Here is a 13,419-nt window from a genome sequence, read left to right on the forward strand (position 1 = left end):
GCTTCGCATTCAGCCGGCGGGTTTGCCTGCCGGCAGGATGACGGTCACCGTCAGTCCGCCTTCGGCAGAGGTGTCCAGCGCGACGCTGCCGCCGTGTTCCCGCACCACTGTCTTGACGATCGCCAGTCCCAGGCCGCTGCCGCTCTGGATCTGGTCCGGATCGCGGAAGAAGCGGTCGAACACGCGTTCGCGCATGGCCGGCGCGATGCCCGGCCCGGCGTCCGACACGCTCAGTTGCACGCCCTGCTCAGCCATGTGCAGACCCACTTCGATCCGCGAGCGCGCCGGGCTGTACTTGATGGCGTTTTCCACCAGGTTGTCGATCAGCGACACCAGTCCTTCGCGTGCGCCGTCCACCCATACCTCGCCGCGCGCATCCAGCTCCAGTTCCACCTCGCGTTCGGTCGCCAGCGGCGACAGCGCCGCCAGCCGTTCCTGTACCAGCGCGGTGAATGCCACCGGTCGCAGCGGCGCTTCGGTGCGTGTTTCGCTGCGCATGAGCAGCAGCAACTGGCGCACCAGTCGCGTGGCGCGGTTGCCGCTGTTGAGGATGCCGCCCAGCAGTTCGCGCTGGTGCGCGTCGGCCACGTGCGACTGCAGCGCCTCGACGTTGATGCGCATGGCCGCCAGCGGGGTGCGCAGCTCGTGTGCGGCGTCGGCGATGAAGGCGCGTTCGCGCCCGGCGCTCTCTCGCACGCGGGCCAGCAGGTCGTTGATGCAGTCGACCATATTGCGCAGCTCTTCATGCTTGGGTACCGATTTCAGCGGCGTCAGGTCGTGCGGCCCGCGCTCGGCGACCTCGCGCGCCACCTTGCTCCACGGCCGCAGCGCCACGCGCACCGAGAGCCAGGCCGGCAGCAGCAGGAAGGGCAGGCTGATCAGCAGCGGCAGCACGTAGTAGCCGCGCGAATTGATGTGGATGAAGAAGGCCCATGCATCGCCCGGTATCACCAGCGAGGCCTCGGCATCCGAGCGCGGCGACTTGGCGGTGCGGCTGCGCCAGACGCGTCCGTCGACGGTAATGCGCTCATTCGTGTCGTAACGCGTGTTGCGCACCCCCAAGGGGGCTTCTGCGGACGCGTAGATGACCTTGCCGTGGCTGCGTACGATCAGGCTGGTCGAGATATCGGAATCGTCGCCGGCGCCGTAGTCCTCGCGCAGCGCCAGGTCGATTTCGCGCAGGACGCCGTAGCGTGCCTGTGGACGGTCTTCCAGCTGGTCCGCCACCGCCAGGACGGTGTCGAAAACCTTGGCGCCGCCCAGCAGCCCCGGGCTGCGCAGGCTTTCCCACAGCACGTAGGTGAGGAAGGCGCACCACAGCAGCGTGAGCAGCAGCAGTTGTGCGAGCATGATCCGCCGCACCAGGGAGGGTGCGGTCACACGGCGCCACCAATTGCGCATCATTCGCCTCCCTTGTACGGCGCCACGGTGTCGACCACATAGCCCACGCCGCGCACCGTGCGCACGAAGCCTTCGCCGATCTTGCGGCGCAGGTTGCCCATATGTACGTCCAGCGCATTGCTGGCGTTCTCATGGGCGCCGGGCAGCGCCTCATCTTCCAGCAGGCGCCGCGTGACCACACGGTCGGCGCGCACCATCAGCAGCTTGAGCAGGGCGTATTCGCTGGCCGTCAGTTCCACCGTCCGTTCGCCTACCATCACGCGCCGCGTCGGCACGTGCAGCGTCAGGCCGCGCACTTCCAGCATGTCGCCATCGAAGCCGTAGCTGCGCCGTGCCAGCGCCTTCACGCGCGACAGCAGTTCGGCCAGTACGAAGGGCTTGACCAGGTAATCGTCGGCGCCGCCGTCCAGGCCGCGCAGCCGGTCCTCCAGCGCGTCGCGTGCGCTCAGGATGATGACCGGCAGGTTTTGCCGCTCGTGCCGCAGGCGCACCAGGATGCGCATGCCGTCACCGTCGGGCAGGCCGAGGTCGAGCAGCACCAGTTCGCAGGCGCCGGTGTCGAGCTGGCGCAGCGCGTCTTCCTGCTGGCGCACCCACACCACGTCGAAGCCATGGTCGGCCAGCGCGATGCGCACGCCGTTGCCGAGATCGAGGTCGTCTTCTATCAGTAGGATTTTCATGTCGCGAGTGTATATGCGGCGCGTGAAGAATGGCTGAAGACACGCAGGTTCGCACGCCTGTTGCGTGCGCGACAACATCCCGGCGGCCCCGGGATGCTTCATTTTTCCTTCATGTCCGGTTCATCCGGACTTCATGCTCGGATTCCATACTGCATCGCAACGGGGCTTGACCTCGTCTTCGTCCTTCTTCGCAAACGAAAGGTGTTCCATGCAAAGTATCGAATCGTGCCGGCAGCCGCATTCACGGCGCGTCCCCTCCGTAGTATCCCGAATCCTGCAGCAACCTTGCCCGCCGATTGCGTTGCTGGCGGTTGCTGCGCTGGCGGTATTGGCCGCGCCCACCCAGGCCGCCGAAACGCCCAAGGGCGACGTGTTTACGCTGGGCGCGGGCGCGGCTATCGGTCCGCGCTATTCCGGTTCTGACCAGAACCGCGCCGGCATCGGACTGGCGCTGGATTACGCGACGTCCAACGGTTTCTTCATCGGCACCAAGCGCGGCATCGGTTATGGCAGTCACGCCGGCAAGGTCGACTACAGCATCGCCCTGGGCTATCGCGAAGGCCGCAAGGACAGCAACCAGAACGGCTTCATGGGGCGCTCCGGCAGCGATTACCTGCGCGGCATGGGCGAGATCAAGGGGTCGGTCACTACGCTGCTCAGCCTGGGCTATACCGTGACCGACTGGCTGCGCCTCGGGCTGCAAGCCGAGGTGCCGCTGTCCCAGCGCGATAACGGCAGCGCGCTGCATTTCGGCGCCAGCAGCCCGTTCTACACCAGCGGCGCTGACGAGTTGACGCTGGGCCTGACCGGTAGCTGGGGCAACCGCAAATACGTGCAGACCTACTACGGCGTGACGGCCGCCCAGTCGGCCGCGTCCGGTTTCCGCCAGCACGGCGCCAAGTCGGGAATCTACGCCTATACGCTGGAACTGGGCTGGAAGCACAAGTTCGATGCCAACTGGAGCCTGATGGCATCGGCCGGCGCCATGCAGCTTACCGGCGACGCCGGCGACAGCCCTATCGTCAAGCGCAAGACGGCGCCGGTGGGCAGCGTCTTCGTTACCTACAGCTATTGAGGGCGGCCCGGGCATCGCCGGTCCCGGCTTCGGCCTGCGTCCCCGGGCCAATCGAGAAAGGACTTTCATGATGAACGATCATGACGACCTGATCCTGCTGACCGGCGCTACCGGGTTTCTCGGCAGCGCGGTGGCGGCCGAACTGATACGGCAGCGCCAGGGCGCGCGCCTGCTGCTGATGGTGCGCGGTGCGGATGCGGCAAGCGCCCATGCCCGCGTCATCGCGCAGTTGCGCTGCTTGCAGGTGCCGGAAGAAGAGCTGCTGCGCTTGCGTCCTTCGCAGATCCTGCTGGCCAGCCTGGAGCGGGTGGAGGCCATCGCCGGCGACACGCGCCTGGCGCGGGTGGGTGTCGCGATCCATTGCGCGGCGCATGCCAGTTTTGCGAACCATCCTGCGGTGGGGGCGCTCAATGTCGATGCCAGCGTGATCCTGGCGCACCTGCTGCAGCGTTATGCGCGGCTGCGCCGCTTTATCTACATCGGCACTGCCATGGCGTGCGGCAGCCGGCAACCGGTCGGCAGCGACATCGCCGAGAACGCGGCGCTGCCGCTGGACGAGTGCGAGCACCTGGTGCCCTACACCCATTCCAAGGCGGTGTGCGAACTGTTGCTGGCGAAGATGGCGCCGGCCCTGCCGCTGGTGGTGCTGCGCCCATCCATCATCGTCGGTCACACCCGGTTGGGGTGCGCGCCATCGGCCAGCATCTACTGGGTGTTTCGCGCCTGGCGCGCCCTGGGCGCCAGCGTGGCGGAGCTGCGGCAGAAGATCGACGTGGTGCCGGTGGATTGGTGCGCGGCGGCCATCGCGGCGGCGGCGCTGAGGCCGCAATGGGAGCATGGACTGCTGCACCTGTCGGCCGGTGAGGAGCGCAGCTGCAGCTTCGCCGATATCGATAGCGAACTGGCATGCGCCGACGGCGAGCCGCCCGGCGCCTACGGCATCTTGCCGCTGGAGCGCTTGCCGGAACTGCTGCCGCGCATCCGCGAACGCCTGCCCGATTGCAGCCCGCGTCTGATGCTGCGTGCGCTTCGGCTGTATGGCGGCTTTGCGCGGCTGGGTTATACCTTCAGCAATCGCGCCATGCAGGAGGCCGATATCCCGCCACCGCCGCCGCTGACGCGCTACATCGGCCTGTGCGCGGCCAGCGTCGCACACCAGCCGGTATCGCAGCAGATGGCCTGGGATTTCAAGTGATCTTAGAGCCGCACCTCGATCACCCCGGGAAAGGCGACGCGCACCACCAGTCCAGCGCCTTGCGGCGAACGTTCCAGTACGATGTCCGCGCGATGCAGGGCGGCGATTTCGCGCACGATGGACAGACCGAGGCCGGTGCCGGAGGGGTTGATGTGCTGTGTCGCGCTGGCGCGGTAAAACGGTTCGAAAACGCGCTCGCGCTCGGCGTCCGCGATGCCGGGGCCGTTGTCTTCCACTTCCAGCAGTGCTCGCGTGGCGTGGCCGGGCTCGCTGGCGGCATACACGCGTAGCGTGATGCGCCCGCCTTCGGGCGTATAGCGGATGGCGTTGTCGAGCAGGTTGACCATCAGTTCATGCAGCAGCAGCGCGTTGCCGTCGATGCGGATGTCGCCTTCGCTGTCGAAGGACAATTCGATGCGGCGCATCACCGCCTGTTGCGACAACTCCAGCGCCACCTGGCGTACCGCATCGCTCAGCGAGACCGGGGCCGTGCCGCCTTCGGCGGCGCCGTGTTCGGCGCGCGCCAATGTCAGCAAGCGGTTGGCCAGGTGCACGGTGGCGTCGGTGGTGCGCGCCATGCCTTCGACCAGCTCCCGCAATTCGGCCGGATCGTGTTGCCCGCGCCTGAGTTCGCGCAAGCTCAGTTCGGCCTGGGTCTTCAAGACCGTCAGCGGCGTGCGTAGCTGGTGCGAGGCGTCGGCGATAAAACGGCGCTGTCCCGCGATCAGCGTTTGCAGCCTCTCCATGTAGCCGTTCATGGCCAGCACCAGCGGCCGCATTTCCTTATGCACCAATGCCGGGTCGAAGCCGGAAAGGTCGGTGGGAGCGCGCGATTCGACTTCGCCGCGCAACTGCATCATCGGACGCAGCACGAAGCGCACCGCAACCCACACCAGGAGCGCCGCCACGGTAACCAGGGTACCCTGGCGCCACAGCGTATCGAACAGGATCTTGCGCGTCATGCCGTTGCGCGCATCCATGGTTTCGCCGACCTGGATCAGCACGATGCCGCGCATGCTGTCGTCATACACCGGTTGCAGCAGTGCGGCGATGCGGATGGGCTGGTCGTGGTAGTCGGCCTGGTAAAAGCGCACCAGCGCCGGATAGGCTTCCGACCGTTTGACATCGGGAGGCACCGGCGGCAGGTCGCCGTAACCCGATACCAATTCGCCTTTCAGGCCGGTGACTTTGTAATAGATGCGGCCCAGGGTATCGGTTTCGAAACTGTCGAGCGCTACATAGGGGACATCGGCGATGACATGGTCGTCAACCACGGAAACGCGTTCGGCCAGCGCCCGGGTGGAAGCCAGCAGCGAGCGGTCGTAGGCCAGGTCGGCTACCTCAAGGGCGTTGTAGTAGACCGAGACGGCATCCACCGCCACCAGTAGTGTCAGCGGAATCAGCAGCCAGCGCAACAGCTGGCTGCGCAGGCTGCCCAGTTTCGCGTGTGCTGCCATCACACTGCCTGCAGCAGGTAGCCCAGGCCGCGCAGCGTGGTAATGGAGACGCGTCCGGGGCCGGCGTGTTCCAGTTTCTTGCGCAGGCGATGGATGTAGATTTCGATGGCGTCGACACTGGCGTTGTCGTCCAGCGAAAACACCTGCTGGAACAATTTCTCCTTGGGCACCGTATGCCCGTGGCGCGCCAGCAGCGCTTCCAGCACCGCATGTTCGCGCGGGGTCAGCGCCAGCAATTCGCCGCCGTAGCTGAACGTGCGCGAAACGGTGTCGAAGCAGAGCGCGCCGCAGTTGACGGTGACCGCTTCATTGTTCTGTGTGCGGCGCAGCAGCGCTTTGACGCGCGCTTCCAGTTCTTCCAGTTCAAAAGGTTTGGCGAGGTAATCGTCGGCGCCGAGGTTCAGGCCGTTGACGCGGTCGGCCAGCCCGCCGCGGGCGGTCAGGATCAATACCGGCGTGCGGCTGCCGCGCGCGCGCATGCGCTTCAATACTTCCAGGCCATCCATTTTGGGCAGCGTGAGGTCGAGGATCACCAGCGCGTATTCCTGCGTCAGCAACAGGCTGTCGGCATCGGCGCCATTGTGTGCGCATTCCACGCTGAGGCGGGCGTCCTGCAGGGCTTTGGAAAGCCAGCGGGAAAGTTCGACGTGATCTTCTACCAGCAAGATGCGCATGATGCTACCTTGTTCGAATAATGTTGATGCGGTGCCGGGATGTTGTCGATATGCTTCCGGCTCGTCTCCAGCGCGGATGCTAACAGATGCATGCGGCAGGTTGAAATGCATGGATGGCAACTGCGGAAATTGCGTACCGGATTTTTTTACATTGGGCGCATCACTGAAAGCCGACTGAAAGACTTTTCTTGTAGCATTCGCCAACACCAAAAAAGAATCAAGCCGGAGACAAGACCATGACGCATTCCCCCGATTCCCGATATTGCGCCGGCGCCTGAGCGGTGCAGCCGCGAAAGATGACAGCAAGCAGCCTGCGCATCCTGTTGATGGTGTGCCTGTTGGCCTGCGCGGCGCCGCGTGCGTTCGCGCTGGAATGCATCGTGCCGGCCAAGCCCGGCGGCGGCATGGATGTTACCTGCAAGATGCTGCGCAAGGTATTGCAATCGGATGCCGGGAGCGAGCCGGTGAAACTGAGCTACTTGCCCGGCGGCATTGGTGCGGTGGCGTGGAGTTCAGTCGTGTCGAAGCGACGCGGCGGGCCCGATACGCTGGTGGCGTTTTCCGGCGGTTCCCTGCTGAACCTGGCGCAGGGGAAATACGGCAAGGCCTCGGTGGATGACGTGCGCTGGGTGGCTGGCATAGGCATCGATTACGGCATGATCGCGGTACGCAGCGATGCTCCGTGGCACAACTTGCGCGAACTGCTGCAGGCGATCCGCAAGGATCCGGGCAAGACGACGGTAGGATTGTCTGGGACGGTGGGTAGCCAGGACTGGCTGAAGATGTCCATGATCGTCGGCCGCGCCGGCATCGATCCCCGGCAGTTCCGTTTTGTGGCGCTGGAGGGCGGAGGCGATTCTTTTGCTGCGCTGCAGGCCGGGCACGTGCAAGTGATTTCAGGCGACGCGTCGGAAGTGGCGCACTTCATCGCAGAGGGGCGGGTGAGGATATTGGCGGTGCTGTCCGAGCAACGCCTGCCGGGTCCGCTGCAGGTAGTGCCTACCGCGCGCGAACAGGGGTATGACGTGGTGTGGCCCATCATCCGCGGTTTTTACATGAGCCCGCATGTGCCGGAGGCGGAGTACCGGCGCTGGGTGGAATTTTTCGACAAGGCGATGGCCGACCCCGCTTTCGAGCGGCAACGCAGTGCCAGCGGCCTTTTCCCCTTTGCCATGACCGGCAAGCCGCTGACCGATTACATCGCGCAGACCGTTGCGCAGTACCGCAAGCAGTCCCAGGAGTTAGGGCTGGTTCGTTGATCAGGAATTGCCGATAACGCCGTCAGGCGTTTTCTTCAGCACTCCGCAACCAGCCTCATTTCAATATCAAGGAGAACACATGTTGCACAAACGTCGCCTGAGCGTCGCGCTCAGTCTCGCCCTCGCTTTGCCTGCCGCTTTTACCAACACCGCTTTTGCGCAAGCGCCGGCCGGCTATCCCGCCGACTACGCCAAGATCATCGACGGTGCGAAGAAAGAAGGCAAGGTCGTGATCTACAGCACCACCGATTCCAAGGCAGCCGAGTCGCTGATCAAGGATTTCGGCGCGCTCTATCCCGGTGTGAAGGTCGAGTACAACGACATGAACTCGACCGAGGCGTACAACCGTTTCATTTCGGAAGCGGCTGCCGGCGGCGCTACTGCCGACGTGATGTGGTCGTCTTCGATGGACCTGCAGCTCAAGCTGGCGTCGGACGGTTACGGCCTTACCTACAAGTCGCCTGAAGCCGCGGCCATCCCGGATTGGGCCAACTGGAAAGAAACCGCCTACGGCACCACATTCGAGCCGACTGCCATTGTCTACAACAAGCGCCTGGTGCCGGAAGCCGAAGTGCCGACTACCCACGCCGAATTTACCCAGCTCCTGATCTCCAAGCAGGAAAAGTTCAAGAACAAGGTCACCACCTACGACATCGAAAAGTCCGGCGTGGGTTTCAGCCTGATCACCTATGACCTGAAGCTGAATCCGCAATTCTGGGATTTCGCCCGAGCCATGGGTGGCGTCGCGGCGCGCGTGCAATCGTCTACCGGCACCATGCTGGAACGCATCTCTTCGGGTGAAAACCTGATCGGCTACAACATTCTCGGTCCCTATGCACTGATCCGCGCCAAGAAGGACCCGTCGATCGGCGTCGCGTTCACCAAGGACTACAACCTGGTGCTCTCGCGCGTGCTCTTCATCAACAAGTCGGCCAAGAACGTCAACGCCGCCAAGCTGTGGCTGGACTACATCCTGTCCAAGCGCGGCCAGACCATTATCGCCAATGACGCGCAATTGTTCGCCATCCGTGGCGATGTCACCGGCGCGACCACCTCGGCTGAACTGAGCAAGCAACTTGGCGCGGCCTTGAAGCCGATGCCGGTGTCGACCGAATTGCTGGAGTACCTGGACCAGACCAAGCGCCTGGCATTTCTGAAGCAATGGAAGGAAGCCACCAAGAAATAAGGCGGTCCGCCAGCCGCAACGGGTTCATCGTTGCGGCGATTTTCAACAAAGGAACCTGCATGGAGCGCGGCTGGCCGCAGCTCCGTTGCTGCCGCTTTGCCTGCCGTATGGCAACGCGGTGCGGGCAGATTCCGGTTTTTCGAGCTGAATCATGCAAACAACCACATCGCTGCCCCGTAGCGAAGACATGCCAATCAAGCGGCGCCTGCGTCTGAACTGGCCGCGCGGCCTGGTCGTCGTACTGGCTGCGCTGGCCATTTTCGTGCCGCTGGTGCTGATCTTCTACCAGAGCTTCCTGTCGGCGCCGTTTTTCGCGCCCGTCAAGCATCTGAGCTTCGATTCCTACCGTTTCATCTTCGATGATCCGGATTTCCACCAGGCGTTCATCAACGGTTTTACGCTGGCGGCCGGGCTGACCGTGATCGCCGTGCCGCTGGGCAGCATGCTGGCATTCCTGATGGTGCGCACCGACTTGCCGGGGCGCAACTGGATCGCGCCTGCGCTGATGGTGCCTATCTTCGTCTCGCCCATGGTGATCGGTTTCGGCTATGTGGTCTCGATGGGGCCGGTCGGCTTCTACACAGTGTGGTTCAAGCATCTGCTGTCTTTCTTCGGTATCGAAGGCGACCCGTGGAATATCTATGCCTTCCCCAGCATCGTCATCATTGCCGGCCTGACCCACGTGCCGCACGTCTACCTGTATGCCTCGGCCGCATTGAAGAGCCTGGGATCGGATGTGGAAGAAGCCGCCCGCGTGGCCGGCGCTTCGCCGCTGCAAGTGGCGCTGAATGTGTCGCTGCCGATGATCATGCCGGCACTGGCTTACTCCGGCGTGCTGGTGTTCTTCCTCGGCTTTGAAGTGTTCGGCCTGGTGCTGGTGCTGGGCGATCCGGAAGGCCACCTGGTGCTGCCGACCTATCTCTACAAATTGACCAACAAGCTGGGTACGCCGTCCTACCACCTGATGGCGGCAGTGGCCGTATGCCTGGTGGCGGTGACCATGCCGCTGGTGATGCTGCAGCGCTGGCTGCTGAAATCGGCCAGCAAATATGTCTCGATCAAGGGCAAGGGCGCGCGCCAGAAGGCATTGCCGCTGGGTAAATGGCGCTGGATCTCGTTCGCGCTGATTGCCGCCTGGCTGCTGTTCACGGTGGTGATTCCGCTGTCGGGCATTGCATTGCGCACGTTCGTGTCGCATTGGGGCGACGGCGTGAACCTGCTGGAAGTGCTGACGCTGCAGAATTTCCGCGATGTATGGGAGCAGCCCTCGCTGGTGCGCGGCATCGTCAACACCGTGCTGATCGGCGTGATCGGCGGCGCGCTGGCCGTGGCTTGCTACACCGCCATCGCGCTGGCCATGCACCGCAAGCAGGACGGCATCACCCGCTTCCTCGACTACAGCGTGCTGGTGCCGCGCGCGGTGCCGGGCCTGTTGGCCGGCTTGTCCTTCCTGTGGGTATTCCTGTTCGTGCCGTCGCTGCTGGAGTCCACCTTGAAGGGCTTCGACAACGTCGTCGCACTGTGGCTGGTGGACAGCTTCATTCCTACGCTGCGTTCGCTGCGCTCGACCATCTTCTCGGTGTGGCTGGCGTACTCGGTGGTGTGGCTGGCGTACGGCCTGCGCCTGATCAACACCGCACTGCTGCAGGTCGGCCCCGAACTGGAAGAGGCCGCCCGGGCGGTTGGCGCGTCGCGCTCCCAGGTCACCCGCGACGTCACGCTGCCGCTGGTGCGCTACGGCCTGATCGGCGCCTGGCTGATGGTGTTCCTGATCTTCGAGCGCGAGTACTCCACCGGCGTCTACCTGCTCTCTCCCGGTACCGAAGTGATCGGTTCCATGATCGTCTCGATGTGGGCCGCCGGCGCCGTCGACCTGGTGGCTGCGCTGTCCTTCATCAACATCACGCTGGTGGCCGTGGGCCTCGGCATTGCGCTGCGCTTCGGCGTCAAGCTGCACGACTAATTCGAACAGAAAGAGAAATCATCATGTCTGAACTTTCCGTCAACGACCTGCACCTGGACTACGGTACCGGTGCTCACGCCAACCCTATTCTCAAGGGCGTCTCGATGCAATTGAAGCGGGGCGAAGTGGTGGCGCTGCTGGGTCCTTCCGGCAGCGGCAAGACCACGCTGCTGCGCGCGGTGGCCGGGCTGGAGTCGCCCAAGGCCGGCACCATCGACATCGGTACGCGCCGCGTATTCGACGGCACGCGCAACTTCGAGATGCCGGCCGAGGAGCGCAACCTTGGCCTGGTGTTCCAGTCCTACGCGCTGTGGCCGCACAAGACCGTGTCCGAGAACGTCGCCTATGGCCTGAAGCTGCGCAAGGTCTCGTCCAGCGATATCGCGGCGCGGGTGCAGGAGGTGCTGGCGCAACTTGGCCTGGGCCATCTGGGCGAGCGCTATCCGCACCAGCTCTCCGGCGGCCAGCAGCAGCGTGTGGCGATCGCCCGCGCGCTGGTCTACAACCCGCAAGTGATCCTGCTCGACGAACCGCTCTCCAACCTCGACGCCAAGTTGCGTGAAGAAGCGCGGGCTTTCCTGCGCGAGCTGATCGTGCGCCTTGAACTTTCCGCGCTGATGGTCACCCACGACCAGGGCGAGGCGATGGCGATTTCGGATCGCATCCTGCTGTTGAACAACGGCCGTATCGAACAGCAGGGCACGCCGCAGAGCATGTACCAGACTCCCGACACCCTGTTCACCGCCGAATTCATGGGCAGCAACAACAAGCTGGCCGCACAGGTGGTCAGCCGAGAGGGCGACCGAGTCACGCTCAAGCTCGACGGCGGCACTGCCATGGCGACCCTGCGCGGCAACCCCGATGCCGCGCCTGGAAAGGATGTCACCGGCATCATCCGCGTCGAGCAGGTGCGTATCTCCGACCAGCCCACCGACAACGCCATCCGCCTGCCGCTCTCTACCTGCATGTACCTGGGCGACCGCTGGGAATGCCTGTTCAAGGCCGGCGGTCTGACCGGTTCCGGCAACGGTGCAGTCGGATTGCGCGCCTATGCGCCGCAACGGCTGGAGCAGGGCGAGTACTGGCTTTGCCTGCCGGAGCAGGCGCTATGGGCTTTCTGATTCATCCGCTGCCAAGAGGATGACGGCGGGCGCATGGCCACAAGCCGCTGCGCCCGCCACGGCAACATGCAAGGCCGGTAACACCAGCAGTGCAAATAACAACAAGCCGCAGCCGTCCCCACGGCATGCGATATGCGGCACAGACCATTACAACAGCTTTCAACCAAGGAGATTACAGTGCAGAAGAAACATCTGGCAGCCGCGGCAGCGGCTACCGCATTTGCCGCCGCCGGTGGCGCCGTTCAGGCCCAGAGCAGCGTGACCGTTTACGGTTTGCTCGATACCGGTGTGGAGTACGTCAACAATGCCAGCAGCAAAGGCGGCAGCGTTACCCGCCTGTCGTCGGGCAACATGAACACCTCGCGCATCGGTTTCCGCGGTAGCGAAGACCTGGGCGGTGGTCTGAAAGCCATCTTCCAGTTGGAAAACGGTTTCAAGCTGGATACCGGCAGCTTTGACGGCGATGCCAACCAACTGTTCAACCGCCAGTCCACCGTCGGCCTGGAAGGCGGCTTCGGCCGCGTGGTGATGGGCCGTTCATACACCACCACCTATGACTTCATCCTGCCGTTCGACCCGATGGGTTATTCGGCCAATTATTCGTGGGTTACCTCGGCCGGCGCCACTGGCGGCCGCAAGGACGGCATGCTGTCCAGCGCCTCCAACCTGGTCAAGTACCAGGGCGAATTCGGCGGCGTGAAGATTGGCGCAACATATGCTTTCGGTGAAGTGGCCGGCAGCCAGAACGAGGGCGCCAAATACGGCGTCGGCCTGGGATATGGCAGCGGCCCCTTCTCGCTGGCGGCGACCTATGACCGCAACAACAGCACGGCTGCGACAACCGGCGGCGCCTACGACAAGGCCACCTCGGCCCACCTGGCCGGCGGCTACCAGGCGTCTGATGCGTGGAAGCTGAACCTGGGCTACCGCTACTACAAGAAGACGCTGGCCTCGGGCGCAACCGACCTGCGCAGCGATTTCTTCTGGGGCGGCGGCAGCTACAAGATCACGCCGGCGATGACCTTGATCGGTACGGTCTATTACCAGAACATCAAGAACGTGGCCAAGGACGCCGATCCGATCATGTATTCCTTGCGCCTGAAGTACGCGATGTCCAAGCGTACCGACCTGTACGCCAGCACCGCGTATGCCAAGGCCAAGAACAACCAACTGGTCGGCCTGTCGCGCGATGAAGCAGGTTTCGGCAACAGCCAGTTCGGCATGACGCTGGGTATGCAGCACCGCTTCTGATGAGGCGCATGGCATAGAACCTGTTCACGGTCTCGCCGGGGTTGTCCCCATGCCCCTTCAGGCGGTCTGCGGCGTTGCAAAGCCTCGCCGGGCCAACCGGCCCGGCTGCGTTTTGCGCCTTGCATCCCATCCTGAAATGACATTGGCCCGACTCCCG

11 protein-coding genes are annotated in these 13,419 nt (G+C 64.0%); 7 read left to right on the forward strand and 4 right to left on the reverse strand.

Translation table 11 applies throughout. The features are described 5' to 3' along the window. Window positions 1–9 precede the first annotated feature (9 nt). Window positions 10–1,380, reverse strand: a complete 1,371-nt coding sequence (locus AKL28_RS07730; protein ID WP_231602365.1) for a sensor histidine kinase — start codon at window positions 1,378–1,380, stop codon at window positions 10–12. Between the two features lie 20 nt (window positions 1,381–1,400). Further along, window positions 1,401–2,081 carry a response regulator gene (locus AKL28_RS07735; RefSeq protein ID WP_050467534.1) on the reverse strand — a complete coding sequence of 227 codons (681 nt, stop codon included), beginning with the start codon at window positions 2,079–2,081 and terminating at the stop codon, window positions 1,401–1,403. 301 nt (window positions 2,082–2,382) lie between these two features. On the opposite strand from AKL28_RS07735, the gene AKL28_RS07740 reads away from it, so the two are divergent. Continuing rightward, a complete protein-coding gene (locus tag AKL28_RS07740; protein WP_197091050.1) occupies window positions 2,383–3,156 on the forward strand; it encodes a MipA/OmpV family protein in 774 nt (257 codons plus the stop codon). Between the two features lie 67 nt (window positions 3,157–3,223). Continuing rightward, on the forward strand, window positions 3,224–4,351 hold the full coding sequence (locus AKL28_RS07745) for an SDR family oxidoreductase (protein WP_050467536.1): 1,128 nt from the start codon (window positions 3,224–3,226) through the stop codon (window positions 4,349–4,351). A gap of 2 nt (window positions 4,352–4,353) precedes the next feature. Here the strand turns inward: AKL28_RS07745 and AKL28_RS07750 are convergent, their stop codons facing one another. Both AKL28_RS07750 and AKL28_RS07755 read right to left on the reverse strand, forming a co-directional pair. Continuing rightward, entirely contained in the window at window positions 4,354–5,808 is a 1,455-nt protein-coding gene (locus tag AKL28_RS07750; RefSeq protein WP_174525340.1) for a sensor histidine kinase, read from the reverse strand. Continuing rightward, complete coding sequence (locus tag AKL28_RS07755; protein ID WP_050467538.1) at window positions 5,808–6,482, reverse strand: response regulator; 675 nt, start codon at window positions 6,480–6,482, stop codon at window positions 5,808–5,810. Before AKL28_RS07755 ends, AKL28_RS07750 begins: the two co-directional genes overlap by 1 nt. A gap of 296 nt (window positions 6,483–6,778) precedes the next feature. Here AKL28_RS07755 and AKL28_RS07760 point away from each other — a divergent pair, with 296 nt between their 5' ends. From AKL28_RS07760 to AKL28_RS07780, 5 genes are all read left to right on the forward strand, one after another. After that, window positions 6,779–7,741, forward strand: a complete 963-nt coding sequence (locus AKL28_RS07760; RefSeq protein ID WP_050467539.1) for a Bug family tripartite tricarboxylate transporter substrate binding protein — start codon at window positions 6,779–6,781, stop codon at window positions 7,739–7,741. Window positions 7,742–7,820: 79 nt separating this feature from the next. Next, window positions 7,821–8,927 carry an ABC transporter substrate-binding protein gene (locus tag AKL28_RS07765; protein WP_050467540.1) on the forward strand — a complete coding sequence of 369 codons (1,107 nt, stop codon included), beginning with the start codon at window positions 7,821–7,823 and terminating at the stop codon, window positions 8,925–8,927. Window positions 8,928–9,078: 151 nt separating this feature from the next. Next, complete coding sequence (locus tag AKL28_RS07770; protein WP_050467541.1) at window positions 9,079–10,890, forward strand: ABC transporter permease; 1,812 nt, start codon at window positions 9,079–9,081, stop codon at window positions 10,888–10,890. A 23-nt stretch (window positions 10,891–10,913) separates the two neighbouring features. Beyond that, window positions 10,914–12,011 carry an ABC transporter ATP-binding protein gene (locus AKL28_RS07775; RefSeq protein ID WP_050467542.1) on the forward strand — a complete coding sequence of 366 codons (1,098 nt, stop codon included), beginning with the start codon at window positions 10,914–10,916 and terminating at the stop codon, window positions 12,009–12,011. Window positions 12,012–12,188: 177 nt separating this feature from the next. Beyond that, window positions 12,189–13,262: a porin gene (locus AKL28_RS07780; RefSeq protein WP_050467543.1), complete on the forward strand. Its 1,074-nt coding sequence runs from the start codon at window positions 12,189–12,191 to the stop codon at window positions 13,260–13,262. Window positions 13,263–13,419: the final 157 nt, after the last annotated feature.

This window comes from Herbaspirillum chlorophenolicum, from assembly GCF_001189955.1.
Lineage (GTDB): Bacteria > Pseudomonadota > Gammaproteobacteria > Burkholderiales > Burkholderiaceae_D > Herbaspirillum > Herbaspirillum chlorophenolicum.

Excerpts from the sequence above, each read along its gene's own strand:
- AKL28_RS07760 (WP_050467539.1), top strand. The coding sequence starts at position 6,779 with ATGACAGCAAGCAGCCTGCGCATCCTGTTGATGGTGTGCCTGTTGGCC.
- AKL28_RS07770 (WP_050467541.1), top strand. The coding sequence starts at position 9,079 with ATGCAAACAACCACATCGCTGCCCCGTAGCGAAGACATGCCAATCAAG.
- AKL28_RS07745 (WP_050467536.1), top strand. The coding sequence starts at position 3,224 with ATGATGAACGATCATGACGACCTGATCCTGCTGACCGGCGCTACCGGG.
- AKL28_RS07775 (WP_050467542.1), top strand. The coding sequence starts at position 10,914 with ATGTCTGAACTTTCCGTCAACGACCTGCACCTGGACTACGGTACCGGT.
- AKL28_RS07735 (WP_050467534.1), bottom strand. The coding sequence starts at position 2,081 with ATGAAAATCCTACTGATAGAAGACGACCTCGATCTCGGCAACGGCGTG.
- AKL28_RS07765 (WP_050467540.1), top strand. The coding sequence starts at position 7,821 with ATGTTGCACAAACGTCGCCTGAGCGTCGCGCTCAGTCTCGCCCTCGCT.
- AKL28_RS07755 (WP_050467538.1), bottom strand. The coding sequence starts at position 6,482 with ATGCGCATCTTGCTGGTAGAAGATCACGTCGAACTTTCCCGCTGGCTT.
- AKL28_RS07750 (WP_174525340.1), bottom strand. The coding sequence starts at position 5,808 with ATGGCAGCACACGCGAAACTGGGCAGCCTGCGCAGCCAGCTGTTGCGC.